Source organism: Thermophilibacter provencensis (genome assembly GCF_900128445.1).
GTDB classification, from domain to species: Bacteria; Actinomycetota; Coriobacteriia; order Coriobacteriales; family Atopobiaceae; genus Thermophilibacter; species Thermophilibacter provencensis.
Genome location: NZ_LT671417.1, coordinates 2,196,968 through 2,223,555 on the forward strand (window position 1 = coordinate 2,196,968; position 26,588 = coordinate 2,223,555).

27 protein-coding genes are annotated in these 26,588 nt (G+C 66.8%); 10 read left to right on the top strand and 17 right to left on the bottom strand.

The window, feature by feature from the left end; translation table 11 throughout:
- Nucleotides 1-142 precede the first annotated feature (142 nt).
- Both BQ7391_RS09940 and BQ7391_RS09945 read right to left on the bottom strand, forming a co-directional pair.
- Entirely contained in the window at nt 143-571 is a 429-nt protein-coding gene (locus tag BQ7391_RS09940) for a type II toxin-antitoxin system VapC family toxin (protein WP_075280459.1), read from the bottom strand.
- Nucleotides 564-845 (bottom strand): type II toxin-antitoxin system RelB/DinJ family antitoxin, encoded by a 282-nt coding sequence (locus tag BQ7391_RS09945; RefSeq protein WP_075280460.1) that lies wholly within the window; start codon nt 843-845, stop codon nt 564-566. Before BQ7391_RS09945 ends, BQ7391_RS09940 begins: the two co-directional genes overlap by 8 nt.
- A gap of 87 nt (nt 846-932) precedes the next feature.
- Here BQ7391_RS09945 and BQ7391_RS09950 point away from each other — a divergent pair, with 87 nt between their 5' ends.
- Nucleotides 933-1,340: a hypothetical protein gene (locus BQ7391_RS09950; RefSeq protein ID WP_075280461.1), complete on the top strand. Its 408-nt coding sequence runs from the start codon at nt 933-935 to the stop codon at nt 1,338-1,340.
- 228 nt (nt 1,341-1,568) lie between these two features.
- Here the strand turns inward: BQ7391_RS09950 and BQ7391_RS09955 are convergent, their stop codons facing one another.
- The gene (locus tag BQ7391_RS09955) at nt 1,569-3,182 is read right to left on the bottom strand and encodes a peptide chain release factor 3 (RefSeq protein ID WP_075280462.1); all 1,614 of its coding nucleotides are present in this window, start codon (nt 3,180-3,182) and stop codon (nt 1,569-1,571) included.
- A 253-nt stretch (nt 3,183-3,435) separates the two neighbouring features.
- Nucleotides 3,436-4,449, bottom strand: coding sequence for a helix-turn-helix domain-containing protein (locus tag BQ7391_RS09960; RefSeq protein ID WP_235858659.1), 1,014 nt, complete (start codon nt 4,447-4,449; stop codon nt 3,436-3,438).
- Nucleotides 4,450-4,583: 134 nt separating this feature from the next.
- Here BQ7391_RS09960 and BQ7391_RS09965 point away from each other — a divergent pair, with 134 nt between their 5' ends.
- From BQ7391_RS09965 to BQ7391_RS09985, 5 genes are all read left to right on the top strand, one after another.
- Entirely contained in the window at nt 4,584-6,419 is a 1,836-nt protein-coding gene (locus tag BQ7391_RS09965; RefSeq protein WP_075280464.1) for an ABC transporter ATP-binding protein, read from the top strand.
- Nucleotides 6,420-8,153, top strand: coding sequence for an ABC transporter ATP-binding protein (locus tag BQ7391_RS09970; protein WP_075280465.1), 1,734 nt, complete (start codon nt 6,420-6,422; stop codon nt 8,151-8,153).
- Between the two features lie 99 nt (nt 8,154-8,252).
- The gene (locus tag BQ7391_RS09975) at nt 8,253-8,921 is read left to right on the top strand and encodes a DUF3793 family protein (protein WP_075280466.1); all 669 of its coding nucleotides are present in this window, start codon (nt 8,253-8,255) and stop codon (nt 8,919-8,921) included.
- Nucleotides 8,922-8,959: 38 nt separating this feature from the next.
- Complete coding sequence (locus tag BQ7391_RS09980; protein WP_075280467.1) at nt 8,960-9,388, top strand: flavodoxin; 429 nt, start codon at nt 8,960-8,962, stop codon at nt 9,386-9,388.
- Nucleotides 9,389-9,460: 72 nt separating this feature from the next.
- Nucleotides 9,461-10,093 (top strand): DUF6796 family protein, encoded by a 633-nt coding sequence (locus BQ7391_RS09985; RefSeq protein WP_075280469.1) that lies wholly within the window; start codon nt 9,461-9,463, stop codon nt 10,091-10,093.
- 25 nt (nt 10,094-10,118) lie between these two features.
- Here the strand turns inward: BQ7391_RS09985 and BQ7391_RS09990 are convergent, their stop codons facing one another.
- The 6 genes from BQ7391_RS09990 to BQ7391_RS10015 all read right to left on the bottom strand — a co-directional run bounded on the left by BQ7391_RS09990 (nt 10,119) and on the right by BQ7391_RS10015 (nt 15,097).
- Entirely contained in the window at nt 10,119-11,288 is a 1,170-nt protein-coding gene (locus BQ7391_RS09990) for an ATP-binding protein (RefSeq protein WP_075280470.1), read from the bottom strand.
- Between the two features lie 296 nt (nt 11,289-11,584).
- On the bottom strand, nt 11,585-12,007 hold the full coding sequence (locus BQ7391_RS09995; RefSeq protein WP_075280472.1) for a YjdF family protein: 423 nt from the start codon (nt 12,005-12,007) through the stop codon (nt 11,585-11,587).
- A 136-nt stretch (nt 12,008-12,143) separates the two neighbouring features.
- Nucleotides 12,144-12,785, bottom strand: a complete 642-nt coding sequence (locus BQ7391_RS10000) for a class I SAM-dependent methyltransferase (protein ID WP_075280473.1) — start codon at nt 12,783-12,785, stop codon at nt 12,144-12,146.
- Between the two features lie 75 nt (nt 12,786-12,860).
- On the bottom strand, nt 12,861-13,451 hold the full coding sequence (locus BQ7391_RS10005; protein WP_075280475.1) for a TetR/AcrR family transcriptional regulator: 591 nt from the start codon (nt 13,449-13,451) through the stop codon (nt 12,861-12,863).
- A gap of 191 nt (nt 13,452-13,642) precedes the next feature.
- Nucleotides 13,643-14,380: an alpha/beta fold hydrolase gene (locus BQ7391_RS10010; RefSeq protein WP_075280477.1), complete on the bottom strand. Its 738-nt coding sequence runs from the start codon at nt 14,378-14,380 to the stop codon at nt 13,643-13,645.
- A 336-nt stretch (nt 14,381-14,716) separates the two neighbouring features.
- Complete coding sequence (locus BQ7391_RS10015; protein ID WP_075280478.1) at nt 14,717-15,097, bottom strand: hypothetical protein; 381 nt, start codon at nt 15,095-15,097, stop codon at nt 14,717-14,719.
- Here BQ7391_RS10015 and BQ7391_RS10020 point away from each other — a divergent pair.
- The 4 genes from BQ7391_RS10020 to BQ7391_RS10035 all read left to right on the top strand — a co-directional run bounded on the left by BQ7391_RS10020 (nt 15,096) and on the right by BQ7391_RS10035 (nt 19,281).
- Nucleotides 15,096-15,338: a hypothetical protein gene (locus BQ7391_RS10020; protein WP_235858660.1), complete on the top strand. Its 243-nt coding sequence runs from the start codon at nt 15,096-15,098 to the stop codon at nt 15,336-15,338. The genes BQ7391_RS10015 and BQ7391_RS10020 overlap by 2 nt on opposite strands.
- A gap of 629 nt (nt 15,339-15,967) precedes the next feature.
- Nucleotides 15,968-16,267, top strand: a complete 300-nt coding sequence (locus BQ7391_RS10025) for a DUF6110 family protein (protein ID WP_083662194.1) — start codon at nt 15,968-15,970, stop codon at nt 16,265-16,267.
- Between the two features lie 8 nt (nt 16,268-16,275).
- Entirely contained in the window at nt 16,276-18,351 is a 2,076-nt protein-coding gene (locus tag BQ7391_RS10030; protein WP_075280480.1) for a heavy metal translocating P-type ATPase, read from the top strand.
- 48 nt (nt 18,352-18,399) lie between these two features.
- On the top strand, nt 18,400-19,281 hold the full coding sequence (locus BQ7391_RS10035; protein ID WP_075280482.1) for an acyl-CoA thioester hydrolase/BAAT C-terminal domain-containing protein: 882 nt from the start codon (nt 18,400-18,402) through the stop codon (nt 19,279-19,281).
- A 77-nt stretch (nt 19,282-19,358) separates the two neighbouring features.
- Here BQ7391_RS10035 and BQ7391_RS10040 read toward each other — a convergent pair whose 3' ends face one another.
- The 7 genes from BQ7391_RS10040 to BQ7391_RS10070 form a co-directional block, all read right to left on the bottom strand.
- Nucleotides 19,359-21,266 carry a heavy metal translocating P-type ATPase gene (locus BQ7391_RS10040; protein ID WP_075280484.1) on the bottom strand — a complete coding sequence of 636 codons (1,908 nt, stop codon included), beginning with the start codon at nt 21,264-21,266 and terminating at the stop codon, nt 19,359-19,361.
- A gap of 107 nt (nt 21,267-21,373) precedes the next feature.
- On the bottom strand, nt 21,374-21,649 hold the full coding sequence (locus tag BQ7391_RS10045) for a metal-sensing transcriptional repressor (protein WP_075280486.1): 276 nt from the start codon (nt 21,647-21,649) through the stop codon (nt 21,374-21,376).
- 89 nt (nt 21,650-21,738) lie between these two features.
- Nucleotides 21,739-22,107 (bottom strand): heavy-metal-associated domain-containing protein, encoded by a 369-nt coding sequence (locus tag BQ7391_RS10050; RefSeq protein ID WP_075280487.1) that lies wholly within the window; start codon nt 22,105-22,107, stop codon nt 21,739-21,741.
- A 73-nt stretch (nt 22,108-22,180) separates the two neighbouring features.
- A complete protein-coding gene (locus BQ7391_RS10055) occupies nt 22,181-22,567 on the bottom strand; it encodes a YbaN family protein (RefSeq protein ID WP_075280488.1) in 387 nt (128 codons plus the stop codon).
- Nucleotides 22,564-22,926 carry a nitrous oxide-stimulated promoter family protein gene (locus BQ7391_RS10060; protein ID WP_075280489.1) on the bottom strand — a complete coding sequence of 121 codons (363 nt, stop codon included), beginning with the start codon at nt 22,924-22,926 and terminating at the stop codon, nt 22,564-22,566. The genes BQ7391_RS10055 and BQ7391_RS10060 overlap by 4 nt, the downstream gene beginning before the upstream one ends.
- Nucleotides 22,923-24,563 (bottom strand): thiol reductant ABC exporter subunit CydC, encoded by a 1,641-nt coding sequence (cydC, locus tag BQ7391_RS10065; RefSeq protein WP_328586776.1) that lies wholly within the window; start codon nt 24,561-24,563, stop codon nt 22,923-22,925. Before cydC ends, BQ7391_RS10060 begins: the two co-directional genes overlap by 4 nt.
- Nucleotides 24,560-26,329 carry an ABC transporter ATP-binding protein/permease gene (locus BQ7391_RS10070; RefSeq protein WP_075280490.1) on the bottom strand — a complete coding sequence of 590 codons (1,770 nt, stop codon included), beginning with the start codon at nt 26,327-26,329 and terminating at the stop codon, nt 24,560-24,562. Before BQ7391_RS10070 ends, cydC begins: the two co-directional genes overlap by 4 nt.
- Nucleotides 26,330-26,588: the final 259 nt, after the last annotated feature.

A 26,588-nucleotide genomic window follows, 5' to 3' on the forward strand; every position in this document is an offset into this window, starting at 1 on the left:
CCAAAAGCCCTTTTGACCTTGCCAACTCGGAGATTCGTCTTCTGAGAACACGATACTTCATTAAGTACACCCCCATTGATAACACAACTCAATAGATATTGTCTAAATAAGGTTATGGGGATTGAGTTGGACAAGCGAATGCCTAGCCAAAGAGCTCCAGGTACTCCGCGCAGGTCATGGCGCGGACCTTGGAGCGCTTGAACGCAGCTGTGTCGCGCGTGAGGATCACGTCCACGTCGTTGAGCTCCGCACAGGCGCGAATGAGCCCGTCCTCAAAGTCCGGCTCCCCGCAACCGAGCGAGAGCTCGCACTCCTCCGCGCCCAGCGGCGCAATCACGAGCAGTTCGCGCAACCACTCGATCGACCTTCTCGCCCACACCTCGTCGTACTGACGTTGAAGCACGTAATACGCGTCCTTGAGGGACCCCACGGCAACGATCCCCAGGTCTCCCCCGCCATTGCAGCGGCGCAGCACCTCGCAGGCCTCCGCAGACTGCGGCCGCTCCCTGCAGACCGCGTCGAGAAGAACGTTGGTGTCAAAAAGCAGCCTCCTGCTGTTGAAGTCACGCATAGCGGCTCGCAATCATGTCACGCATCTGCTCCTTGGTAAGGTTCACCAACCACGGCTCGGCCTCGGGAAGGCTCTCCCGGAACTCCATGAAACGTTCCCAGGCGCCGCGAGGCTCCTCCGCCTGCTCCTCAGTCGGCACCTCGCCCGTGCGCGCGATGTTCTCCCACACCACCTTGATCACCTCGGCGGGCGTGGACCCCGCCGCGCGGATGTAGGCGTCCGCGCGCTGACGGACCTTCTCGTCCACTCGCCCCGACACCACTGCCGTTGCCATGCGCGCCTCCTTCGTAGACGTGTCTACATACAACATAACACGACAGCGCATGGGGTACCCTAGAGACAACCCCAGAGGAGGTGCCCCATGAAGAAGCGTCTCATCAAGGCTACGCTCATCTACGGCGTGACCTGGCTCGCCTGTCTTGTCCTGTACTGGGGGTCCCTCGCGACGGGTGTGCTCGGCGGCGGTGGCATCATGGGTTACACGATCTTGTCGCTCTACATTGCCCTGCCGATAGCCGGCATCGTCTCAGCGTTTCTGATTGGCCGCATGACCGAGCTCCGCTGGCGGCGCCTGGCCGCACCGGTCGCTATCGACGCGCTCCATGCGCTCTTCATCGCAGCGACGTTTGGCCTCTCCAACGCCCTCGGTCTCACCAACATCGCGGCCGCCGACCTCTCCGCATTTGCATACGGCCTCGCTCCCGCGATGGTAGGTCTGGCAATCGGCTGGGTCACCGCGCGCCACCCCGCGACGACATCCAAGCTCTGACGAACGTGTGAGCGCTCAACATTATCGACTGATTCGGCTTCATTTTCATACAGGCAAACGAGCGCTCCGTCCTTCTCGCCAACCGAGAAGGACGGAAAGCGCGCTTGGGGACGGGTTATTTCTCTCAGAGCTTTTGGGACAGGCCCCGCCGGCTGTGTAACCGGCGGGGCCTGTCCCAAAAGCTCTGAGAGAAATAACCCGTCCCCAAATGCCGCCCGTCCCCAAATGCTAGAACGTGACGTTGCCGAACTCGGAGAGGCGCAGGTCCGGGTTGTGCTCGATCGCCCAGTTGAGGTTCCACGGGCTCGTGAAGAGAAGCAGCCTGCCGCCGCGCATGTCCTCCACGCGCAGGGTCTCGCGCGTGAGGTTGAGCCTGGCCACGTCGACCTCGCCGTCCTTCTCGTCAATCCAGCGGATGAGGCCGTAGGGCAAGGGCGAGCGGCGCACCTCGACGTGGTACTCGCTCTTGAGGCGCTGCTCCAGGACCTCGAACTGCAGCACGCCCACCACGCCCACGATGACGCGCTCCATGCCGGCGCCGAACTCGCGGAAGATCTGGATGGCGCCCTCCTGGGCGAGCTCCTCCATGCCCTTCACGAACTGCTTGCGCTTGAGGGTGTCCACCTGCTCGATGCGCGCAAAGTGCTCCGGCGCGAAGGTGGGGATGCCTGCAAACTGCACGCGGCGGCCCACCTTGCAGAGCGTGTCGCCGATCGAGAAGATCCCGGGGTCGAAGAGGCCCACGATGTCGCCGGCGCTCGCCTCGTCCACCGTGGCGCGGTCGTCAGCCATCATCGCCGTGCCCGTGGCCAGCTTGATCTTGCGGTCGCCCTGCACGTGGAAGGCGTCCATGCCGCGCACGAAGCGCCCCGAGCAGATACGCAGGAAGGCGATGCGGTCGCGGTGGTTCTTGTCCATGTTGGCCTGGATCTTGAAGACGAAGCCCGAGAAGTCCGGGTCCGTGGCCTCCACGGGCTCGCCCGTGAGCGCATCCGTGTGCGCGCCGGGAGCCGGCGAGAGGCGTAGGAAATCGCGCAGGAACGGCTCCACGCCAAAGTTGGTGAGCGCCGAGCCAAAGAAGACCGGCGTGAGCTTGCCCGTGCGCACGGCCTCGAGGTCGAACTCGTGGTCCGCGCCGTCCAGAAGCTCGATGTCGTCCATGAGGGCGCGGTGGTTCTCCTCGCCGATGAGCTCGTCGAGGGCGGCGTCGCCAAGCTCCGCCTCCACCTCGGCCACGCGCTTGGTGGCGTTGGCGCGGCCGTCGCCCTCGAAGGCGAGCACGCGGCGGCTCGCGCGGTCGAAGACGCCGCGGAACGTCCGCCCGTTGCCGATGGGCCAGTTCATGGGGTAGGTCCCGATACCCAGGACGCTCTCGATCTCCTCCATGAGGTCGAAGGGGTCGCGCGTCTCGTGGTCGAGCTTGTTCACGAAGGTGAAGATGGGGATGCCGCGCAGCGCGCACACCTTGAAGAGCTTGACGGTCTGGGCCTCCACGCCCTTGGCGCCGTCGATCACCATGACCGCGGAGTCCGCTGCCATGAGCGTGCGATAGGTGTCCTCGGAGAAGTCCTGGTGACCCGGGGTGTCGAGGATGTTCACGCAGTGGCCCTCGTAGGTGAACTGCAGGACGGACGAGGTCACGGAGATGCCGCGCTGCTTCTCGATGTCCATCCAGTCGGAGACCGCGTGCTTGGCGCTGGCCTTGCCCTTGACCGAGCCCGCGCTCTGGATGGTGCCGGTGTAGAGCAGCAGCTTCTCCGTGAGCGTGGTCTTGCCCGCGTCCGGGTGCGAGATGATGGCAAAGGTGCGGCGAGAAGAGATCTCCTCCTCAAGGCTTGGCATGCGCGTCCTCCTATGCAGATGATACGAAGGGACAGTCCCTTCGTATCATTTTGTGGCTCGAGCCCAGCTATTGTAGCGGATGCGTCTCCCCCGGGACATGGATGCTGCTCTCCGGAGGCACACCCCATCTCCGGGTGCGTACGAAGTTGCAAAAATAATGATGTACCGAACAATCAAAGAAACGCAGGTGGAGCATTTGGCGAGAAGAACATCAATTGTGCAATCTCGTACACACCCGGAGGAGGCCATACGCTCATCGGGTACATCGGGTAGGTGCGCCATCCTCCATCGCAGCGCGCTCCCTCCATGCACGAGGGGGCATGCCCGTAAAGTCAGAGAAGGCGTGGCAGAAGGCCGAGGGGCTCGGGTAGCCGAGAAGGACGGCGACCTCGGAGACGCTACGATCCCCGTCCCCGAGGAGTCGGCACGCGCGCTCCATCCGCAGCTGGCGCGCATATGCGCCCACGCTCTGTCCCATCTCGCGCCTGAACGCGTCGCAGAGCCGCGACCGGCTCACGTAGAGCCTGCGCGCGAGCGCGTCGACGGAAGGTGGTGCGTCACCCTCCTCGACCGCAGCCGACAGGAGCCTCCTCGCGTGGCTCACCAGCGCACCCTCGTCTTGACCGAAGCCCTTCTCGTCCGCCGCCAGAGACGCCACGAGGGAGGTGACGGTCGAGAGAAGCCCGAGCGACCCACCGGGGCCGAGCGGAGGACTCGCGGGTAAGCTGTCGAGCGCATGACGAATCGCCCCCTTGGACTCGGGACCCCAGGCGCCGTCAAACGCCGAGAAGAGCCCGCCGAACTCCCCCGGATAGCTACGATCCAGCTCGTCGAAGAAGTCGGGCAGACAGATGATGGAGCGGGAGCGGTAGACGTGGTCGGCGAGCAGGCGACTCGAGAGCGAGCGGGGGCCGTGCTCAACGAACGTGGCAACCTCGTCATGCGGACGGCGCGCGCCGCCCCCGGCGCCGACGAGCCTGATCGGCAGGCCACAGTCCCGTGAGCACGCCACCGCGTCGTCCCCCATCGTGCAGGCGCAGGCATACGACCCGAGCGACCCCTCGAAGAGCGGCATGTCCTCAAGCGGGGTGACGTCGTGGCAGAGCACGAGGCAGTGCGGCATAGGCGCGCAAAGCCACATCGAGCCTGTCGCCACGGAGCCCCGCGCCTCCCCCACCCAGATGCCGCCCCGGCGCTCGAGGAGCACGCCGAGCTGCTCGACCTGCGGCTCGAAGAGCGCGACGAGCTCGCGGGGAATGTCGCCCATGCCCGTCATCTTGAGGGTTCGTCCGCCTCCCTTGAGGAATCGTCCACAGTTAGTTAACCGTAGCTAACAAGTAACGGATCCCATGATACGGTGCGGCGGAATGCCAATCAAGACACGAGGGCAAGGAGGCTTCGATGTCTGACACTCAAGCAACCAAGGCGAGTGACGTGCGCGGCAAGGGCGCCGTGAGCCGTCTGCTCGCCTTCGCCGGTCCGCGCAAGGCGCTCACGTACCTGGGCTGCGCGCTCTCGGCAGTCTCGATGCTCGTGAGCTTTGGCCCGTACGTCTGCGTCTGGCTCGTGGCGCGCGACCTCATCGCCGTGGCCCCCGACTGGGGCGCGGCCACTGGCATCGCAGCGTACGGCTGGTGGGCGTTCGGCCTTGCGGCCGCGAGCATCCTCATCTACTTCGCCGGGCTCATGTGCACGCACCTCGCGGCCTTCCGCTGCGCGTCCAACATGCGCAAGCGCACCACGGACCACCTCATGCACGCGAGCCTCGGCTACTTCGACACGCACGCGAGCGGCGCGCTTCGCCGCGTCGTGGACGGCTGCGCCGCCGAGACCGAGGGTCTTCTCGCCCATAAGCTCCCGGACACCGCAGGCAGCATTGCCATGATCGTCGGCATGCTCGTGCTGTTCTTCGTCTTTGACTGGCGACTCGGTCTCGCGTGCCTTGTCGCGGTGATCATCTCGCTCGGCTGCATGTTCTACATGATGGGCGGGCGTGGCATGGACTTCATGACGCGCTACATGGAGTCGCTCGTCAAGATGAACAAGACCGGCACCGAGTACGTGCGCGGCATCCCCGTGGTCAAGGTCTTCCAGCAGACGGTCTACAGCTTCCGCGCGTTCCATGACGCCATCGAGGAGTTCACGCGGCTCGCGCAGGACTACGCCGTAAAGTGGTGCCAGACGCCGCAGTCGCTCTCGCTCACCATCATCAACGGAGTCGCGATCTTCCTCGTGCCGGCGGCGATTCTCGTTGCGCCCGGAGAGGGGGACTTTGCGCGCTTTTTGGCCAACGTCGCGTTCTACGCGATCTTCTCGGCCGTGATTCCCACCGCCATGACGCGCGTGATGTTCATGTCCGAGGCGTTCCAGTCCGCCGCGGACGCGGTCACGCGCGTCGAGGAGGTGCTGGCCGCACCCGTGATCTCCGCCCCTGTCGCACCTCGCACGCCCGCGGGCAACGCCATCCGCTTCGAGGACGTGAGCTTTACCTACGAGGGCGTGGACGCTCCGGCGCTCGACCACGTGAGCTTTGAGGTGCCGGCCGGCGCGACGGTGGCGCTCGTGGGCCCCTCCGGCGGCGGCAAGACCACGGCGGCGAGCCTCGTGCCTCGCTTCTGGGACGTGGGCGCCGGACGCGTGACGCTCGGCGGCGTGGACGTGCGCGAGATGGACCCGCACGACCTCATGGACCGTGTGGCCTTTGTCTTCCAGGCCAACCGGCCCTTCCGCCAGACGATCCTGGAGAACGTGCGCGCCGCGCGCCCCGAGGCCACTCGCGAGGAGGCGCTCGCCGCCCTCGAGGCCGCCCAGTGCGCGGACATCCTGGAGAAGCTCCCCCAGGGCGCCGACACGCTCGTGGGGACAGGCGGCACCCACCTCTCCGGCGGCGAGGTGCAGCGCCTCATGATCGCCCGCGCGATTCTGAAGGACGCTCCGGTGGTGGTGCTCGACGAGGCGACGGCCTTCGCCGACCCTGAGAACGAGGTCAAGATCCAGGCCGCCTTCAAGCGACTCGCCCGCGGGCGCGACGGCTCGCCGCGCACCGTCCTCATGATCGCGCACCGCCTCTCCACGGTGCGGAACGCCGACAAGATCGTGGTGCTCGACGCCGGGCGCGTGGTCGAGCAGGGCACGCACGACGAGCTGCTGGCGGCGGGCGGCCTCTACGCCCGCATGTGGGCCGACTACGAGAAGTCCGTGAGCTGGCGCATCACGAGCGCCGCGGAGGTGGAGTAGATGAGTATCCAGGAGAAGTACGCCCTCACCGACGAGGGCATGCGCAATGTCAAGCTCGGCGCCGTGTGGACCGCCGCCTCGAACCTCGTGGTGTTTGGCGGCGTGGGTGCCCTCTACCTGCTCATGAGCGAGCTCGTGGCGCACCTCACCGAGGGCGCGCCGCTGCCGGACCTCCTCCCGTACGCAGCTGGCCTCGTCGCCTTTGCCGTCGCGCTCTTCGTGGCGGAGTACTGGGCCTACTACTACCAGTACGGCGTCATCTACAAGGAGAGCGGCCGGCAGCGCATCGGCCTCGCCGAGCGCCTGCGCAAGCTGCCCCTGGGCTTCTTCGGCCGCCGCGACCTCGCCGACCTCACCGAGACCCTCATGACCGACGTCAAGACCACCGAGCACGCCTACAGCCACGTGCTGCCCGAGCTCTACGGCGCCTACATCACGCTCGCCGTGGCGGCCGTCTGCCTGTTCTCCTTTGACTGGCGGCTCGCGCTCGCGTCGCTCTGGAGCTGCCCGGTGGGGCTCGCCATCCTCTTCGGCGCGCGCCGCGCTCTCCAGCCCATGATGGAGGCCACGCGCATGCGCGGCCTTGCAACCTCGGAGGACATCCAGGAGGCGCTCGAGTGCGTGCGCGAGGTGCGCGCTACCAACCAGGAGGGGCGCTACCTCGAGCACATCCACGCCGACGTGGACGCCGCGGAGCGCCAGGCCGCCCGTTCGGAGATCGCCTGCGGCATCGCCGTCAACGGCGCCCAGATCGTGCTGCGCTTGGGCCTCGCCACCACGGTCCTCGTGGGCGCGGCGCTCATCCTGGAGGGCTCCTGCACGTTCATGACGCTTTTCGCGTTCCTTCTGGTGGTGAGCCGCATCTACGCGCCCTTCGACCAGTGCCTCATGCTCATAGCCGAGCTTTTCTCTGCCAAGACCGCTGCGGCACGTATGAAGAGCTTCTACGAGGAGCCGCTCGCCGAGGGCGGCGAGACGTATGAGCCTGCCGGGCACGACGTCGCCTTCGAGGACGTGTCCTTCTCCTACGATCGTGGCGAGAAGGTCCTGGACGGCGTGACGTTCACGGCGCGCGAGGGCGAGGTCACGGCGCTCGTGGGTCCGTCCGGCTCCGGCAAGTCCACCTGCGCCCGTCTGGCAGCGCGCCTGTGGGATGCCGACGCGGGGCACGTTGCCGTGGGAGGCGTTGACGTGGCGGCCGTGGACCCCGAGGTCCTTCTCGGCGACTTCTCCGTGGTCTTCCAGGACGTGCTGCTCTTCGACGACACGGTGATGGGCAACATTCGCCTGGGTCGGCGCGGCGCCACCGACGAGGAGGTGCTCGCCGCGGCGCGCGCGGCCAACTGCGACGAGTTCGTGAGCCGCCTGCCGCAGGGCTACGACACGATGATCGGCGAGAACGGCGCGCGCCTCTCCGGCGGCGAGCGCCAGCGCATCTCAATCGCCCGCGCGCTGCTCAAGGACGCGCCGGTCGTGCTTTTGGACGAAGCAACGGCGAGCCTGGACGTGGAGAACGAGACGCAGGTCCAGGAGGCGCTCTCGCGCCTGCTCGCCGGCAAGACCGTCATCGTGATCGCCCACCGCATGCGCACCGTCATGAGCGCGGACAAGATCGTGGTGCTCGAGGACGGCCGCGTGGCCGAGCAGGGCTCTCCGGAGGAGCTGCTCGCCGCGGGCGGCCTCTTCGCCCGCATGGTCCGCCTGCAGACCCAGAGCGCAGACTGGACGCTGTGATCCAAAAGGGGACAGTCCCCTTTCGGATCATGGACAATATGTTAGCTATGGTTTACTCTATGCTCAACAGAGTTAGACACAGCTAACTATTGGAGGCGTATGGGTCAGGGGATGGACATCTGTCTTGCCGTTGACGCCAGCGACGCCTCGCCTCACGAGCGTCTTGAGGCGAGGTTCGTGCGCTGCCTCGTCTGTCAGGCGGGCATCGTGCTTGCGGGATGCAAGCCGGCCGCAGTCTTTGGCTTCCGGATGCCGCCCGACGATGCCGCGCGTCCGACGTCCATGTGCCGCCTCCGCGTAAAGACCCTCATCGGGACCTACGCGTGGCACCTCCTACGCTTTGGCGTGCGCGCTTCCCTGCTGGGATGGCGAGAAGGGCGGGCGATGCTGCTCGTCTGGCGTCCGCGCCGCATCCGGCGTCTTCTCTCCGACGCGGGGGCGCACGAGTTTCTCGCCAAGAACCACCTCCCCTCTCGAAGCGGGGCGCTCATGGGAGAGCTCAGGCGTCGCCTGCGCGCCTACTACAACGACAGGACCCCCTTTCCCCATGAGATCGGCTTTGTCCTCGGCTACCCCATCGAGGACGTCGACGGCTTCATGTCGGACGGGGGCCAGGGAGCACGGGCGTGCGGACGCTGGAAGGTCTACGGAGACGTGGACGAGGCGCTGCGGCGCTTCAAGGAGCTCGAGCGCGAGGAGCTCAGGATCAGGAGGCTCTACTCCGAGGGAACGCCCCTGCGGGGGCTTCTTCGGATGGCAACGGCATAGCAAGGGCGGCCGAGCCCGCACGACGGAGGGAGACTTCCATGAGCAAGAACATCGCAATCGTGTACTGGACGGGAACGGGCAACACCGAGGAGATGGCCCGTGCGCTCGAATCGGGCGTCGCCGCAGCAGGGGCCGAGGCTCGTGTCGTGCCCGTCGCGGACTTCTCGGCAGAGGATGTGTCCGGCTATGACGCGCTTGCCTTTGGCTGCCCCGCCATGGGCGCCGAGGAGCTTGAGTCCGACGAGTTCGAGCCCGTCTGGGAGGCGTGCCGCGACGCGCTGGGCGACAAGCCCGTGGCGCTGTTCGGCAGCTACGGCTGGGGCACCGGCGAGTGGATGGAGGCCTGGCGGGCAGACGCGGAGGGGGCTGGCGTGAACGTGGTCTGCACCGTGATCGCCAACGAGGCCCCCGATGACGATGCCATCGCCGAACTCGAGACGGCCGCAAGGAGCCTCGTCGAGGCGTAATGGCTCAAGCTGAGGCCCCGGAGCCGAGAGGGCTCCGGGGCCATCTGACGCCCACGATGGATGGGAGGCGCCATGCCGTTGACACTCGTACTTCTCGCCCTGGGACTCCTGGGCTCGATTCTCATGTTTGCCGGGGACATGCTGCTCTACTTCACGCCCGGCGCCTACGACATGGACGGCACGCTCAGGCCGTATATGCGCATCATGCGCGACGTGCCCGCCGGCCGCGCGCGGCTTGGAGGGGTACTTGGGCCGATCGCCGCGTTCCTGTACGTGCTCGGCTTTGCCGGGCTCGCGCTCACGGCGCGCGGCGAGATGGACTGGCTCGTCTGGCTGGCCGCGGTGCTGCTCGCCTTCGCCCTCATCTGCGGCGGCGCCTATCACGCTCAGTACGTCTATCTCTCCGTCATCGCCAAGGCGGGGCGAGAAGAACTGTACGACGAGATCGCGGGCAACATCATGTTTGTCATGCGGTTTGCCACCGTGCCCATGTACCTGGGCTTTGTTGTGCTCGGCATTGCCATAGCGCTGGGACAGACGGTCTTTCCCGCGTGGTTTGTCGTCCTCACGCCGCTGGTCACGAGCTTTCTCGGCCTTGAGTGGATGCGCGTGCCGCAGCCGGCGCGGTGCATTCTCTTCGGAGGGTGGAGCAACCTCGTCTTCACGGTCATGTTCGCCGCGATGCTCGCGTTCGTGGTCGTCTGATGACAAGTGGACGACGTCATCCATGCTACGAAAGCAGCCGCTCCATCTCCGTCCACGAAACGAGCTCCCCCATCCGCGTGGAGAGACACTCCGCACCACCATATACCACGGCCTGCCGCTTGGCATCGAGCTCCAGGCGCTCGCCGGCAATGCGGTTGAGCGTCTCGAAGTAGCGGCTGCGATATGTCGCGGAGGACTTGCACTCCACCGCTCGAGCGACATCTCTCCCCCGCTCAATGAGAAGGTCTATCTCCTGCTTGTGGTCGTCTCGCCAGAACGAGAGGCGCGGCGTCCTTTTGCGCGCATACAGGCGCTTCGATACTTCGGCAACGACCGCGCACTCGAAGAGCCGACCCGTTGCCTCATCCTCATACAGGTCGTCGGCGGATTCGAGCCCTATGAGATGCGCCGCCAACCCAGTATCATGGAAATAGAGCTTAGGTGACTTCACGAGTCGCTTCGTGCGGTTTGAATAATACGGGCGCAGCAGAAACACGATGTGGCTCGCCTGGAGAATGGAGAGCCATTCGCGGGCCGTGGTGGGTGAGATGCCGCAGTCGGCAGCCAGCGAACTCACGTTAAGCAGCTCCCCGCACCGCAGCGCGCAGAGCTGCAGGAAGCTTTGGAAGCCGGCAAGGTTTCTCACGCCCAGCTCGGCACGGACATCGCGCTCGAGATACGTCTGCACGTAATCGGGAAAGAAGTCTCGCGGGTCGCGGACGGCATCGTACAGGCGCGGGTACCCACCCCTGAACAACCACTCTTGTAGTGTCGACGGCAATTTGCCCGATGCGGCAAGCTCGAACTGAGAAAGCGGGAGGAGGGTGAACAGCGCGACCCTGCCCGCAAGCGACTGGCTGACAGATTTCATGAGCAGGAAGTTCTGAGAGCCCGTGATGACAAACTGCCCGAGCTGTCCCGACTCGTCGACGACTCCCTGCAGATACGAGAAGAGCTCCGGAACACGCTGCGCCTCGTCAAAGATGACGTGCGACCCATGACGTCTGAGAAAGGTCACCGGATCATCCTCGAACGAACTCCGGACATCAGGATTCTCGAAGGATAGGTACTCATAGTCGGGGAAGGAGCTCTTGGCAAGGGTGCTCTTACCGCTCTGCCTGGGACCGGTAATCGACACGATGGGATACTGCTCGGAGAGCTCGAGCAGCTTTGCCGTCATCTCACGCTCGATCATGTTGACCGCTTTCCTGGGGCGTTTACTTTATACTGGTCGATTATCGCATATTCTACTAGTCAATCACCGCAAGTTCCAGTAGCCCATTGGCGCAATTCGATGAATCTGCCCTGGCTGCCGCAACACGAATGGTGGAGATTCAGGGCGAGAGGTCGGTGGGCGTCTATGCGCGAGCGGTCCATGGCGGCTTCCTTCTTCACGAGCAGCTACAGGACGACGCGGGTGAAGTCAGAAGCCATATGGCGCACGCGGTATAACAGCACTGTCTTGCGCTTCCCGTCCGCCCGATTGGCCCGCTAGCGTCCCCGACGCTTCCGCTTCGCCTTCTCATGCCTCTGCTCGAAGCGTCGGCGCCTCTCCTCTTCTCTGCGCTCCTTGTCGCGGGCGGCGGACTCCTGCGCCAGGGCCTCGCGCTGCTCGGCGAGCGCGACCTGGGCCTTCGTCGAGGGACCGCGCTGCTTCAGCTCGCGGGAGGCCTGGCGTGCACGGCGCTTCGGGTTTCTCGCCATCGCCCGCTCCTCGCAGGCGACGGCGGGGCCGAGGGGTAGCCTCGCCCACTCCCTGAGCACGAAGTCGAGGACCTCCTCGTTCGAGGGCTCGGCGCCGAACACGACGCGGCACGAGCTCAGGGCGCCGTCCTCGACGCGCTCCACGATCCCCACCCAGAACTGGCCGTCGAAGCACACGGTAAGGGTGGAGGACACGGTTGTCTTCCGCATGGCAAATTCCTCCTTTATGTGAGAGCCACGCGGAGAAGGGACAACCAAGGAGGCAGGTTACTGACGGGCGGCGCCCGCACCCCGACTACCCAACGGGGTCGTGTTTTCATCTCCGATGCGCCGATTATATCGCTCCTCAGGCACCCTTGCGCGCGACGGCGACGCAGGCGGCCGAGCCCACGCGGCGCCAGGACACGTCGCTGAACCAGGTGCCGAGGATGCGGCGCATCTCGACCTCGGAGTAGATGCGGACGTCGCCCTCCTTCGAGTGGGGCATCCACGCGTTCATGATCGCGCGGGCCGGTGCCGGCTGCCACGCGTCACCGATGATAAAGGTGCCGCCGGGCGCGAGCACGCGCCACGCCTGGAATGCCGCGCGCTCGGGGTCCGGGTAGTGGTGGAAGGAGTCATTGCACCACGCGGCGTCGAACGAGCCGTCGCGGAAGGGCAGGCGCTCGGCGTCGCAGAGCAGGACGTCGGCCCGCTCTCCCAGGCGCGCGCGGGCCGCCTCGGCCATCCTCGGCGACAGGTCCACGCAGCTGAGGCGCGCGCCCGGGACCCCCTCGAGCACCAGCGCGGCGAGGGAGCCCGTGCCGCAGCCCAGGTCGAGCAGGCGCGGGGCTGGGCCACCCGCCACGGCGCGCCTCACCTCCGCGAGCACGTGCGGGTAGAGGCGCCTCGCGTGCTCTCCCTCCGTCCCGGTGTCGTAGGTCGGCGCCTGCGCGTCGAAGGCCGCGCGGGAGCGCGAGCGCAGCAGCTCGGCGTTCTTCTCGTCCATCTTGTGTCCTTTCTGTTGAGCATTGTTCAATACAATCGGCCGAAAAGAGCCCCGGCCGAAGCCGGGGCGGGATCCCTAGTCGGCGGCGCCCGCCGAGCGAAACTCGGCAAGAAGTGCGCAAAGGTAGCGGCGGGCAGCGGCGGCCGCGGCCCCGTCCGGCATGCCCGGACCCGAGGCGAGGCCGACCGCGCCGTAGGTCATGATCGCGGCGAGCTCGTCGGCGTCGGGCGCCGATGAGCCGCGCGAGGCGGCGTCGGCCTCGAGCGCGGCGCGCAGGTGCGGCCGCACCGCCTCGCACATGGCGAGCGAGAGCCGGTCGTGGAGGGCGCCGTGCCCCTCGGCGTGGAAGTACGCCTCGTGCGGGAAGGAAGCGTGGCCCGACGCGAGGGAGACGGCGCGGTCGAGCCTCTCGTCCAGCGAGGGGCCCTCCTCGTCCAGGATGGCGTTTATCCCCTCGGCGCAGCGGCGAGCGTAGTCCCCGATCGCCTCGGCGAACATCCTCTCCTTGGAGTCGAAGTAGTGGTAGGCGAGCCCCGGCGCCACGCCCGCGGCGCGCGCCACGGCGCGCACGGACACGTTGTCGTAGCCCTCCTCGGCGAAGAGCCTCATGGCGCACGCCAGCAGCTCGCGCCGGCGCTCCCCGGGGTCCATCACGGTTCTGGTCACGGCGGCCACCTCCTCGGGAGGGATCGTACACCTCTATTGAACATTGGTCAATACTGAGGCATGTACGGAGGTCCGCCCGTGGGGACTGTCTTTTGGGCTGCCTGCCCGGGGAGGCGCCGCGCGGGCGTTCTTCTCGTCCAATTTTGATACGCAACGCCTTGCATCTGCCGTAGCGGTGCTCGGGCGCTTGCTTATGGACGACCCTCGAGCGCCTCGAGATAGACCCCGGGATGCCACAAGCTCGCCTCGCCGTGCCGCCAGCCAGGGTGCTCGACAAGCGTGCTGCCCGGCATGGCCTCAGCCAGGGCGCGCGCCGAGCGCACCATGATGCGGGGCTCCTTCCCGCCGACAAGGATGGTGGCCCGCGCCCCGCAGCCTGCGAGCTCGGGCTTCAGCCGGTAGGAGCTGTTCGCCCGCATGAAGGCGATCATGTCCCGCTTTGATATGGCGCAGCTGTCACGGTAATAGGACTCGTAGAGCTCCTTGGGGAGGTGGAGGCTCGCGAACTGCGCCCGCGAGAACCAGGGACGCCGCACGAGCGGGTAGCTCAGGGCGACGGCGGGCGCGACGAGGGCGCGGGCGGCGCGCATGGGGAGCACGAGCGCGCTCTCGATGACGGCGCGCTCCGCGATCCGCGGCCGCTGCGCAAGGGCCTCGAGAGCGACCTGCGCCCCGAGGGAGACGCCGCCGAGCGCGTCGACGCGCCCGCCGAGCTCGCGGTCGATGAAGGCAACGAGCTCGGAGGCATTGTCCTCGATCGAGGTGAACGGTCGGTCCGAGCCGGCGTGTCCGTCGAGCACGGGGAGCACGACACGGTACCCGTTGGCGGCGAGCAGGTCGGCGACTGCCCGGTAGTTCCACCACGAGAGGCCGCCCCCGTGCAAGAGCACCGCCGTCCGCGTGCCCGTGCCGAGCGTATGAGTGATCATCTGGATCCTTTCGACGGGGACATTGCCCGGGCGGCGCCGTTGGAGGCGGGCGCGCTTAGGCCAGCGCATGGTCGCGCGGCTCTTCTCGTCCCGTGCGCCCCATTATAAGGGCGGCGTGCGGGAGTTTCCCACATCGGGGGCCCCGGGCGCTCTTCTCGGCATGAGACGCTTTGGAACACGGGGCGACGCTTCGCGCGGAGCGCCGAGAGGTTGTCGACAGGTTCTCGCGGGAATGTGCAAAATCGCTGGTGGCGGTGCATGCGCGGTCGTTCTTCTCGCCTATAGCATTAATTAAGTTGATTACTGAATTGAGGGCGTTCTTCTCGCCCGGCGAAACTACCTCGCGCCCGCCGCCTTGGCCTGCTTCCAGACCTGGTAGAGGATGTCCTTGAGCGCGAGCATGGCGTCGAGTTCGGAGTAGCCGCGCTCGGCCTTGAGCTCGTCGAGCATCTGGCGGATGCGGCGGGCGTAGAGGGGCACGTTGACCTCGCCCTGGTAGCGGGCGAGGATGGGGTACCTCTTGGCCCAGGCGCTCCAGTCGACCTTCTCCGTGACCTCGTCGCTCGTGCGCTCGATGGCCTCCTCTACCTGGGCGACGTCGAGGTCGAACGAGATGAGCTCGTCGAGCGTCACCCCGTAGGCCGTGGCGAGCCGCTTGGACTGACGGATGTCGGAGAGCGTCTCGCTGGCGGAGCACCCGGATTTTCCCCGGCTCATGGCTGACCTTGAAATCTATGTGAACGGCGTGGCAGTGAAGCAGGTGCAGACCGCAAACGCTATCGTGGACACCATGGGCGCAACGATTATGAAGCAATATAATCCCGGCTTGACCGACCCGCAGTTAAGACAGCTTGTTGCCGCCCACATTAACGATGACAGCTTTTGCCGCTATGTTATACAGCAGGACATAAACGGAATAGCCCTTGACCTGCGAGAAGCCCACAGGGACGATTTTTAGGTCTCGTGTGGATGCGCGTGCCGCAGCCAGCGCGGTGCATTCTCTTCGGCGGGTGGAGCAACCTCGTGTTCACGATCATGTTCACTGCGATGCTCATCTGCCTGCTCGCCTAATCACCACCGGACCTATACTATATGTAGACCGTCACGATCGTCTGTGGATCGCTTATCGGGGAGTCTCTTTGAAATCCACGCGAACGACCCGCAAATGCAGCGACAGTCGACGAACCGGGCAAGAAGGCGGTGGACGGGCGGCACGCCCGGCACCTTGAGCTTCTGTTAGCCCTGCATGTACCCGCAACTGGAAACGGAGAGCAGCGGCAACCAGGGCTCCAACTACGCTTGCGCATCCTTCACGGAGAAGTACGCGCCGATGTCCGCGATGCCCGTCTGCTTCACCCAGGTCTTGAGCATCAGCTTGACGGCGGTTCTCCCTCGCCACATCGAACGCTAGCCGCCCGCCGGGAAAGCGCTCCGCCATGAATGCGACCAGCCGCCGCATTCTTTCGAATTCTTGGCGGCAAGTTCTTCCCAATTCACAAATCACACCACTCCTCTCCTCAAAGTGAACTACAGTTAACTTGAAATTGTTTACCAAGGCGTACTGTTGTGCGCAGAGAGGAGTTTTGCATGAGTACTCTGGGCTTTCTCAAGGGGACGCACGGCCTGCTTTTGGGAGCGGGCGTACTGATCGGGTCTGTTGGCGCCAAGGTGCTTACGAGCGACGGGGCGAAACGCGTCTACGTCGAAGCCGTCGCGGCAGGGCTGCGCGCGAAGCAGGCCTGTGAAGACACCGTCGAACGCGCACGCGCCGAGATGGACGACATCGTCGCCGAAGCCGCGTATCTCAATGAAACCGTCTACGGCGTCGAGGACGAGGAAGACAGCGCGTCGGATACCGCCGCAGAGACCGTCCCCGCTAAGGCGTAGGCGCGCCCGTGCGATACGTCATCGAACACGAGGTGCCGGGGCGGCTGCGCCTTACGTTTGCCGATCACCTTGACGCGTCCGACGCCCTCGCCCTCGAGACCTCGCTCTCTTCGTGGACAGGCGTCGAGCGCGTGCGCTCCTACCCGCGCATTCGCTCGGTCGCCATCTGGTACCGCGACGCCCTTGCAAGAACCGCCCTGCTCGATCGGCTGAACGAGCTCAGCCGCGTCCAGCTCGATGCGGCGCGCGCCCAGGCGCCCACGGCGCTCGCGCCCGCGGTCCCGTCCGCCGCGCGCAGCATCATCCGCCTAGTGGGCAACCATCTCATCCGCCGCTGGCTCCTCCCGCCCGCACTGAGGGCGGTATGGGCCGGCCTTCACTACCTCGGGTTTCTTCGCGCCGGCCTCACCTCGCTCATGCGGCACCGCCTCGATGTGCCGGTACTCGACGCCACGGCCATCGGTCTGTCGTTTGTCAAGCGCGACCCCAAAACCGCGGCGAGCACCATGTTCCTCCTCGACCTGGGAGAGGTCCTCGAGGACGCCACTCGTGAACGCTCAGAGCACGAACTCATTCGCTCCCTCATGGCCATTCCCCAAAACGCCCGGCGCCTCGAGGACGGCGAGGAGGTCACCGTGCCCGCCCAGAGTCTCCGCGCGGGCGACCTCGTCGTGGCGCGCGACGGCATGCCCGTGTGCGTCGACGGCGTGGTGGTACGCGGTGCGGCCATGGTCAACCAGGCGGCACTCACCGGCGAGCCGCTTGCCGTCGAGCGCATGGCCGGCGACGACGTCTTCGCCGGCACCGCGGTTGAAGAGGGCGAGATCGTCATCCGCGTGGGCGCCGAGCCCGCATCGACCAAGCTCCGCTCCATCGTGAATCTCGTTGAAGCCTCCGAGCAGCTCAAAAGCGAGATCCAGACGCGCCGCGAGCACCTCGCGGACCGCTTCGTGCCGTGGAACTTCCTGCTTGCGGGGCTTGTGGCGGCGACCACGAAAAGCCTTGCCAAGACATCGGCCGCCCTCATGGTCGACTACTCCTGCGCCCTCAGGCTCACGTCGTCCATCAGCGTGCTCGCCGCCATGAGCCAGAGCGCGCACGAGGGCATGGCCGTCAAGGGTGCCAAGCATTTCGAGGCCATCGCCGCCGCCGACACCATCGTGTTCGATAAGACGGGAACGCTCACCGAGGCGACGCCCCGGGTCGCGCGCGTGCTCGCCCTCGTGCCCGATTGGACCGAGGACGAGGTGCTGCGCACCTCGGCCTGCCTGGAGGAGCATTTCCCGCATCCCGTGGCGCGCGCCGTGGTGGCGGCCGCCGCCGCGCGCGGCCTCGAGCATCGCGAACGCCATGCCGAGGTCGCCTATATCGTGGCGCACGGCATCGCATCGGCGCTCGATGGCAAGCGCATCGTCATCGGTGGTCGCCACTTCGTGATGGAGGACGAGCACGTCGAAGTCGCCCCCGAGGCAGAGGCGCGCATCGACGGCGACCTCGAAGGCCTCTCACCGCTCTACCTCGCCCAAGACGGAAAGCTGGTGGGCGTGCTCGGCATCGAAGATCCCTTAAAGGCAGGAGTGCCCGAGGCAATTGCGGCACTTCGCTCACAGGGCATCGGCCACATCATCATGCTCACCGGCGATAACGAGCGCACCGCCGCACGCATCGCCGCCGAGGCGGGCATCACCGAGTACCGGGCTGACCTGCTCCCCGAGGACAAGCATGCCTACGTGGAGGCGCTCGTGGCTCGCGGACAACGCGTCGTCATGGTGGGTGACGGCGTTAACGACGCGCCGGCGCTCTCCGCCGCCGATGTGGGCATCGCCATGGGCACGGGCACCGCCATCGCGCAGGAGGTCGCCGACGTCACGCTCGCCGCGGGCGGGCTCGACGCCATCGTGCGCCTGCACGCGCTCAGCCGCTCCCTCATGGGGCGCCTCGACCGCTCGTTCACCGCGGTTATGGGCATCAACTCGGCGCTTCTCGCTGCGGGAATCGTCGGCATCATCCGACCCCAGACCTCGGCGCTCCTGCACAACGGCACCACCATCGCGCTGGCCGCAGAAAGCGCTCGACGTCTCTAGGAAGCATCAATCGGTCCGCTGTGGGGCCTGTCGTTGGGAAGTGGAGACATGGAGCGGTTCACCGTCGAGCAAGACGGCTTCTTCGGATTCCTCCACTTGCCGGAGCGGCACGTCGAAGCGTACTCCGGCAAGGCGCTCATCGTGCTCGGCGGCAGCGAGGGCAACGAGAACATCCCGCGCAACCTCGGTGCGCGTTTCGCACGGGAGGGCATCGCCGCGCTCGGCCTGTGCTACTGGAACGTGCCGGGACTCCCCGATGAGCTCATCGAGGTGTCGATCGAGCCAATCGAGCGTGCCGTCGCCTATCTCCGGCAGCGTGGCTTTGACCGCGTGGGGATCTACGGCATCTCCAAGGGCGGCGAGCTGGCGCTTCTCGCCGCCTCGCTCATGCCTCAGATCACCTGCGTCGTCGCCATCTCCCCGCTCGCCTGCGCCATGCCGGGCATCACCGGCAACAAAAGCCTTGCCGGCAAGGGTCTGAGCGACCGCTCGAGCTGGACCTGGCGCGGCGAGCCCGTGCCCTGCGCGCGGGGCGGCGGGAGGCTCCCCTACCTCGGCATCATCCGCCGCATCGTCACCGAGCGCCAGCTCGACATGCGCTTCGTCTACGAGCGGATCGTCGAGCGCGCGCCCAAGGAGGCCTGGATTGCCGTGGAGCGCATCAACGGGCCCGTCCTTCTCGCCAGCCCCTCGCATGACGCCATGTGGCCGAGCGACGAGGCCTGTCGGATCGTCGAGCAGCGCCTCGCCAAGCACGCCCATCCCTTCGAGATCACGCGACGCTCCTACGAGTACGCGAGCCACATCCTCGTGCCCATGGAGACACCCTCGCTCAAGCTCTTCCGCGTCGAGCGCGCCCACCCCGAAGCATGCCGGCAAAGCCGCGAGGACGCCTTCACCCAGACGCTCGCGTTTCTCGCCCGGTGGTAACGGATGCTTCTACAGCGACGCCTCGTAAGCGTCAATCATCAAGCTCGCCGCTAGGCCGAATACCGCCCCTAGCAGCCTTACCGAACGCGCGGCTTCCATCCCAGTAGAAGCGCGGAGTTGACGATGACGAGCACCGACCCCGCATTGTGCACGAGCGCCCCCACCACGGGGTTCAGGACGCCCGAGATGGCAAGTGCGATCGCGATGAAGTTGAGGGTCATCGAGAACGTCAGGTTGATCCTGATGGTCGTCATCATGCGGCGCGCGAGGCGCAGGAGGTGCGGTAGCTCGGCGATGTCATCGTTCACGAGTGCGATGTCCGCCGCGTCGACGGCGATATCGCTGCCGATGCCGCCCATGGCGATGCCCACGAGCGCGCGCTTGAGCGCAGGCGCGTCGTTGACGCCGTCGCCGACCATACAAACTCCCTTGCCCGCGCGCTCCGAGTCATCGATGAAGGAGAGCTTGTCCTCGGGCAGGCAGGCGGCCTTGTAGGTGGTGATGCCGAGTTCGGCAGCCACGTGGGCGGCAGCCGCCTCGTGGTCCCCCGTGAGGAGCACCGGCTCCACGCCCGTCTCCCGCACTGCCGAAAGCGTAGCGGTGGCGTTCTCGCGCACGCGGTCGGCGAGCGCAATGAACCCCGCTGCCGCGTCGCCCCAGCCGAGATAGGTAATCGTTGCCCCCTCGGCGCGCGCAGCGTCCACGCGCCTCCCCAGCGCGTCCGGTATAGCCAGACCGTGCTCCGCCAGCAGCGCGGCGCTGCCGGCGTACACCGTGCGCCCGCCCACCTCGGCCACCACGCCGCGACCGGGCACCATGGCAAATGACGTCGGGTCCTTCGGCGCCGCTCCGGCGTGCTCCGTGGCCGCGGCCACGATGGCGCGCCCGAGGGGGTGCTCGGATCGCTTCTCGGCCGCGCCAGCAACCGCGAGCAACGCGTCCTCGCTCACGTCCTTCTCGCCCGCGCACACGGAAACCACCTGCGGCTCCCCCGTGGTGAGCGTGCCCGTCTTGTCAAAACACACGCGCCTGACCTGCGCCAGGCGCTCGAGCGCGTCCCCCTCGCGCACCAGAAAGCCGTGCCTGGTGGCGTTGCCGATCGCCGCCATGATGGCTGTGGGCGTGGCGAGCACGAGCGCGCACGGGCAGAAGACGACGAGGATGGTGACCGAGCGGATTATCTCGCCCGTCACGAGATAGGTGAGAACTGCTGCCACAAGGGCGATGACGACGATCCACACCGCCCAGCGGTCGGCGAGGTTCACGATCTTGGCCTTGCCGGCGTCGGCCGACTGCACGAGGCGAATCATCCGCCGGATGGACGAGTCCTCGCCCACGCGTGTCGCGGCCATGTCGAACGAGCCGAACTGGTTGACCGTGCCGGACGACACCTCATCCCCCGGGCCCTTGTCCACCGGCAGGCTCTCGCCGGTCATGACCGCCTGGTTGACCGAGGTCTGACCGGAGACGATGACGCCGTCTACGGGCACGGCCTCCCCGGGCAGCACGCGCAGGATGTCGCCCACCTGAACGGCTTCCGCCGCGATGGTCTCCTCCGCCACGGGGCGCGGCTCGGCCCCCTCGGCGGACGCGCGGGCGATGCGCCGTGCCGTGCGCGGCGTCAGATGGACGAGCCGTTCGATGCCGGCACGGGCGCGCGCCACGGTGAGCTCCTCGAGCAGGCCGCCGAGCTGCATGATGAAGGCGACCTCGCCCGCAGCGAAGTCCTCGCCGATGAAGACGCTCGCGATGAGGGCGAGCGAGACGAGCACGTCGGCCGTGACGTCGAACTCGGTCACGAGGCCGATGACGGCCTCTAGGATGATGGGCACGCCGCACAGGATGATGGCCACCCACGCGATCGAGAACGGGAACGGCTCGACGCCCGCGAGCGAGAGCACGAGTGCCACGCCCGAGACGGCGAGAAAGGCAATGTCGCGCCTGGTTCCGCCCCACGCCAGCAGTTTCTCCAGGCCTTCGATCATGAGCGTCCCCGTCCTTCTCGCCGGCGCGTTTTGATACCTATACCCCTATGGGTATATCGCTTTGAGGAAGAGGGGTCAAGCCGAAGTTCTTTTTTTCAGCTGGGGCACTAGATCATGTTGGCGAAGCGCTCGACGGCCTTGGTGAAGTCGGCGACGGTCTTGTCCGCGTCCCCGTGCTCGATGCCGTCGCGCACGCAGTGCTGGATGTGCCCTTCGAGCACAACCTGGCCGCACCGATGCAGGGCGCTTTTCGCAGCGTTAATCTGCGAGAGGATGTCCTCGCACGGCACGTCCTCGTCTACCATGCGATCGATGGCCTGCACCTGGCCGATGATCTTGTGCAGGCGCCTGTGGAGGTTCGCCGCATCCATGCACTGCCTCATCGAGTCTCCTCCCCGCACGCGCACTGCCGCAATAGCATCCTGCCATCATAGCGCGTCGGGTGATTCAAAGGGGGGCGTCTCCTTTTGAATCACCCTTGGGTCACCCGGTAGCCGGCGGACTCCACGGCTGCGGCCAGCGCCGCAGGGTCGATCGGGTCCTTGGAGAGCACGCGCACGCGGTCGGGCAGGCTCGCACGCGCCCACACGCCGCCGATGCCGTCGAGCGCGGTCTCCACGGCCGCGAGGCAGTGCTCGCAGCGCATTCCCTCGACGGTGAGGTCGGCCGAGTAGGGGTAGTGCGCCTCGTTGGTGTCGGCAACCGTCGGGCGCGCGACGTGGGACTCTCCCCCGCCGGAGCACCCGCAGCCGCAGCCGCCCTGACGGAGCGTCCGCAGGTAGCGACGGGCGGCGAGAAGGACGACCGCCACCACGGCCAGGACGATAACGACGTTGATCATGGCAACCCCCTTACGAGCTCACGTTCTTCTCGCCCGCCAAATGGGTCAAAAGGGACTGTCCCCTTTTGACCCATTACGCCTCGGCGGGGACGCGGCGGGTCTTCACGCCGAAGCAGAAGTACAGGATGTGGAACACCCACACGCACGCGAGGACGATCTGCCCCACGCGCACCTGATGCATCATGACAAAGCCGATGGACATGAGCATGGTCACCGTGACCATCACGCGGATCTTGGCGGCCCAGTCCATGCCCTGGCCCCTCACGTAGCTCTCGAGGTTCTTCTTGTAGAGCTTGGTGCTCGTGAACCACGTGTGCAGCCGCTCGGAGCTCTTGGCAAAGCAGAACGCCGCAAGCATGAGAAACGGAAACGCCGGCAGCAGCGGCACCACCGCTCCCACAGCCCCCAGAACAAGCCCCACGCAGCCCAGCGCAACGAGCAGCACCTTCTTGACGTTCATGCATCCTCCCTGGAAAGTCGTCTCTTCTCGGCCTTGGTCTCCATGACGTGGCGGATGGCCGCCACGGGGTGATGGAAGATCATGCGCGGCCCCGAGAAGCGCATGACCTCGCGGATCTTCTCGCGCATCTCGGGCTTGTAGCAGTGCACGCGGCAGTTGGAGCAGAAGGTCTTGGTCTCCATGAAGGGGCAGCGGTCGCTGCGGCTGCGCGCGTACTTGGCGAGCTCGGCGCACTCCGGGCAGAGCGCGCCGCCGCGCGTGCCGTGGCGCCTGCGACAGTAGAGCGCGATCATCTCGGACACCATGCGCTTCTCGCGCTCGCGCTTTTTCATGACAGATGACCCTGTCACCTTTGTCATGAGACCCTCCCGTCCTCGACGCTGACAACGGTGTCGGCGATGCGCATCGTGGACGGCCTGTGGGAGACGAGAAGGACCGTCCGACCGGCGCGCTCCTCGGCTATCGCGCGCAGGATGACGGCCTCGTTCAGGCTGTCGAGGTTGCTCGTGGGCTCGTCGAGCAGCATGAACGGCGCGTCGTGGAGGAAGGCGCGCGCGAGCCCCAGACGCTGGCGCTCGCCGCCGGAGAGCGTGTCGCCGAGCTCTCCGACCGGGGTGTCGTAGCCCTTGGGCAGGCTCATAACGAAGTCGTGGACCGATGCCTTGCGGCAGGCCTCCTCGATCTGGTCGTCCGTGGCGTCGAGCCGCGCGATGCGCAGGTTGTTGCGGATGCTGTCGTGGAAGAGGTGGGTCTCCTGCGTGACGAGGGACTCCAGCTCGCGCAGGTTGGCGGTGTCCACGCCCCGCACGTCGCGCCCGGAGACGGAGACGCTCCCCTCGTCCGCATCCCAGAACCGCATGAACAGGCGCAGGAGCGTGGACTTGCCCGAGCCGGAGCGGCCGGTGATGCCCACGATCTTGCCTGCGGGAGCCTCGAGCGAGACGTCCGCGAGCACGCGCTCGCCCCCGTAGGAGAATCCCACGTGGCTCGCCGCGGCGCCGTCGAAGCCCACGCGCGCCCGGCCCGTGACCTCCGGCGTGACCGGCTCCTCGTCCAGGATGGCGAGCACGCGCTCCCCCGCCGCGAGGGTGGGCTGCAGCGTGGACCCCAGGTTCGCGAGCGCCACGACCGGGCCGAACGAGCCCATGAGCGCGAGCACGGGGATGAGCACCCCGTCAAAGCCCACGGTGCCGGCGCGGTGAAGCGCCGCCGCCGCGAGCAGCATGACCAGGTCGCAGGCGAGAATGACCGTGTTGGTGAGCGCCGTCGCGCGACCGGCGGCCCGCTTCATGCGCTCCTCGTCCGAGGCGAGGGCGCGAGACCGCTCGTCCATCTGGGCCAGGCGATCCGCGCCCGCGCCGTACTGCAGGACCTCGTCCAGGCCGCGCAGGCCCTCCAGCACGAAGCTCGAGAGCTCGCCCGCTCCGGCGCGGAACCGCGCACCGGCGTCCCCGGCGAGGCGCGCCGCGACGAGCGGGCACGCCACGCCCACGGCAAGATACGACGCCACGGCTACGACGGCGAGCAGCGGGTGGAAGCTTCCGATGAAGGCGCAGGCGCCCGCGCAGAAGAGCAGCGCGATCGCCGCCGGTGATATGGTGTGCGCGTAGAAGACCTCGAGGAGCTCGATGTCCGAGGTGATGAGCGAGATGAGGTCGCCGCGGTCGCGCCCCTCGAGCTTGGCCGGGGCAAGCCGGCGCAGCGCGCGGAACACGCGGTCGCGGACGAGCGCGAGCAGCTTGAACGCGATGAAGTGGTTGCACGCCTGCTCGCCGTAGCGGAGAAGCCCGCGTGCCACGGCGCAGGCCGCCATCGCCCCGACGAGGCCCGCAAGCGGGCCGGCGGCGGCGCCTGCGAGCACCGCGAGCGCGCCGTAGCCGCCGAGCACCGTGATCGCCGCCGCGCAGACGTGGCCGAGAAGGCCCATGAAGATCGCCAGCGCCATGAATCCCGCGAGCGGGCGCACCAGGCCCACGAGCCGAAGCATCACCCTCATGCGCTCCCCCTCTCCGTCGTGACAGACGACCCTGTCACCTTTGTCACGACGCCGTAGTCCTCGAGCTCGCGCTGGGCACGCCAGAGCGTGGCGTAGCGCCCGCCGGCGGCGACGAGCTCGTCGTGGCGCCCGCACTCTGCCACGCGCCCGTCGTCGAGCACGAGGATCTTGTCGGCCCCCATCACGCTCGCCAGGCGGTGAGAGATGAGGATCACCGTCGCGCGCCCCGCCAGGCCGCGCACCGCGCCCATGATGGCGTCCTCGCTCTCCGCGTCCACGTTGGAGGCGGCCTCGTCAAAGACGTAGACCGGCGTCTCGTGCAGGAGCGCCCGGGCAATGGCGAGGCGCTGGCGCTGCCCGCCCGAGAGGTTGGAGCCGCGCTCCGCGAGCATCGTGTCCAGCCCGTCCTCACCGCGGAGGAAGGGCGCCAGGCGCGTGGCCTCGAGTGCGGACCACAGCGCATCGTCGCTCGCACCAGGAGCTGCGACCAGCAGGTTCTCGCGCACCGTCCCCTTGAAGAGGTAGCTCTCGTGCCCCACGTAGGTCACGTGGGCGAGCAGGTCGGCCGCGTCGAGCGCGCCGACCTCCACGCCGCCCACCGTGAGCGAGCCGCGATACCCGCGCAGCCGCCCCAGAAGGAGCGCCGCGAGCGTGGACTTGCCGCAGCCGGACTCGCCCACCACGGCAACGAAGCCGCCGGCCGGCACGTCCAGGCTCACGCCGCCCAGCACCTCACGCTCGCCGTCGTAGGAGAAGCGCAGGTCGCGTGCGCGCACGTCGCAGCGCGCGGGGAATGCCTCCCCGCCCGCCGGGGGCTCCGGCAGGCCCAGCAGCCGGAAGATCTTCTCGCTCGCGGCCATGCCGTTCATCGCCACGTGGAAGAACGACCCCAGCTGGCGCATGGGAATGAAGTAGTCCGCCGCCAGAAGGATGACGGCAAGGCACCCTCCCAGGTCAATCGCGCCGGCGGCCATCTGCGAGAGCGCCACCGCCACGCCGGCGGCCGCCCCGCCATACGCCACGAGGTCCATGATCGTGATGGAGTTGAGCTGCATCGTGAGCACGCGCATCGTGATGCGCCGGAACTTCTCGGCCTGCTCGTTCATCTCCGCCTGCTTGAACTCGTCGGCCTGGTAGACCTTGAGCGTGGTGAGGCCCTGGAGGTTCTCAAGGAACGTGTCTCCGAGCTCGGTGTACTGGCCCCAGTAGCGGCCGAGCAGCCTCTTTGCCCAGGTCTGCACCGCTGCGATGGCGACCGGGATGAGCGGTACGCACACGAGCAGCACCACGGCAGACGGAACGTTCACGAAGGAGAGGGCCACGAAGAGCGTGAGCGGCGCGAGCATGGCGTAGAAGAACTGCGGCAGGTACGCGCCGAAGTAGGTCTCGAGCTGGTCGCATCCCTCAACGGCCACCTGCACGACCTCGGAGGTGCGCACGTCCTCGCGGTAGCTCGGCCCCAAGCGCAGGAGCTTCTCATAGATGCGATGGCGCAGCGTGCGCTTGACCTCGCGGCTGGCGAGAAACCCCATGCGCGCGGAGCCCATGGCGGCAAGCCCGCGCACGACGGCCGCCGAGACCACGCAGACGGCGAGAAGCACGAGGTCCTTCTCGCCCGCCGTGCCCGCCCGGAGCGCGGAGAGCGTCCGGCAGATGGCGAGCACCATCCCCATGTTGGCCACGAGCGACGCCCACTGGAGGGCCACGCTCACGCCCACGTACCTCATGCTCCCCGGCACGATGCCGATGAGCCGCTTGTCGATCATCACGCGCGTCGCCCCTCACGTCCGCCTTCATCTGTTAGAAACAGTAAACTATCTGGACGTAGAGGTTAGACGAATGCAACTCAATTTGTGGGATATAGGACAAAATGTGTGTCCGTTTCAGGGGCATCGACGCAGGTCGATGCCCCTTTTTCTCGGCCTTAAATCCATGTGGCGAATTTAACCACTCGGACAGAAAGTGTGTCCGTTCGCAACTCGTTTCCGCAGGTCGATGACGGAAAATCCGACCGTTAAACCCGGC

Coding starts and splice junctions, on each gene's coding strand:
- BQ7391_RS09940 (WP_075280459.1), bottom strand. CDS start 571: ATGCGTGACTTCAACAGCAGGAGGCTGCTTTTTGACACCAACGTTCTT.
- BQ7391_RS09945 (WP_075280460.1), bottom strand. CDS start 845: ATGGCAACGGCAGTGGTGTCGGGGCGAGTGGACGAGAAGGTCCGTCAG.
- BQ7391_RS09950 (WP_075280461.1), top strand. CDS start 933: ATGAAGAAGCGTCTCATCAAGGCTACGCTCATCTACGGCGTGACCTGG.
- BQ7391_RS09955 (WP_075280462.1), bottom strand. CDS start 3,182: ATGCCAAGCCTTGAGGAGGAGATCTCTTCTCGCCGCACCTTTGCCATC.
- BQ7391_RS09960 (WP_235858659.1), bottom strand. CDS start 4,449: ATGGGCGACATTCCCCGCGAGCTCGTCGCGCTCTTCGAGCCGCAGGTC.
- BQ7391_RS09965 (WP_075280464.1), top strand. CDS start 4,584: ATGTCTGACACTCAAGCAACCAAGGCGAGTGACGTGCGCGGCAAGGGC.
- BQ7391_RS09970 (WP_075280465.1), top strand. CDS start 6,420: ATGAGTATCCAGGAGAAGTACGCCCTCACCGACGAGGGCATGCGCAAT.
- BQ7391_RS09975 (WP_075280466.1), top strand. CDS start 8,253: ATGGGTCAGGGGATGGACATCTGTCTTGCCGTTGACGCCAGCGACGCC.
- BQ7391_RS09980 (WP_075280467.1), top strand. CDS start 8,960: ATGAGCAAGAACATCGCAATCGTGTACTGGACGGGAACGGGCAACACC.
- BQ7391_RS09985 (WP_075280469.1), top strand. CDS start 9,461: ATGCCGTTGACACTCGTACTTCTCGCCCTGGGACTCCTGGGCTCGATT.
- BQ7391_RS09990 (WP_075280470.1), bottom strand. CDS start 11,288: ATGATCGAGCGTGAGATGACGGCAAAGCTGCTCGAGCTCTCCGAGCAG.
- BQ7391_RS09995 (WP_075280472.1), bottom strand. CDS start 12,007: ATGCGGAAGACAACCGTGTCCTCCACCCTTACCGTGTGCTTCGACGGC.
- BQ7391_RS10000 (WP_075280473.1), bottom strand. CDS start 12,785: ATGGACGAGAAGAACGCCGAGCTGCTGCGCTCGCGCTCCCGCGCGGCC.
- BQ7391_RS10010 (WP_075280477.1), bottom strand. CDS start 14,380: ATGATCACTCATACGCTCGGCACGGGCACGCGGACGGCGGTGCTCTTG.
- BQ7391_RS10020 (WP_235858660.1), top strand. CDS start 15,096: ATGGCTGACCTTGAAATCTATGTGAACGGCGTGGCAGTGAAGCAGGTG.
- BQ7391_RS10015 (WP_075280478.1), bottom strand. CDS start 15,097: ATGAGCCGGGGAAAATCCGGGTGCTCCGCCAGCGAGACGCTCTCCGAC.
- BQ7391_RS10025 (WP_083662194.1), top strand. CDS start 15,968: ATGAGTACTCTGGGCTTTCTCAAGGGGACGCACGGCCTGCTTTTGGGA.
- BQ7391_RS10035 (WP_075280482.1), top strand. CDS start 18,400: ATGGAGCGGTTCACCGTCGAGCAAGACGGCTTCTTCGGATTCCTCCAC.
- BQ7391_RS10040 (WP_075280484.1), bottom strand. CDS start 21,266: ATGATCGAAGGCCTGGAGAAACTGCTGGCGTGGGGCGGAACCAGGCGC.
- BQ7391_RS10045 (WP_075280486.1), bottom strand. CDS start 21,649: ATGAGGCAGTGCATGGATGCGGCGAACCTCCACAGGCGCCTGCACAAG.
- BQ7391_RS10050 (WP_075280487.1), bottom strand. CDS start 22,107: ATGATCAACGTCGTTATCGTCCTGGCCGTGGTGGCGGTCGTCCTTCTC.
- BQ7391_RS10055 (WP_075280488.1), bottom strand. CDS start 22,567: ATGAACGTCAAGAAGGTGCTGCTCGTTGCGCTGGGCTGCGTGGGGCTT.
- BQ7391_RS10060 (WP_075280489.1), bottom strand. CDS start 22,926: ATGACAAAGGTGACAGGGTCATCTGTCATGAAAAAGCGCGAGCGCGAG.
- cydC (WP_328586776.1), bottom strand. CDS start 24,563: ATGAGGGTGATGCTTCGGCTCGTGGGCCTGGTGCGCCCGCTCGCGGGA.
- BQ7391_RS10070 (WP_075280490.1), bottom strand. CDS start 26,329: ATGATCGACAAGCGGCTCATCGGCATCGTGCCGGGGAGCATGAGGTAC.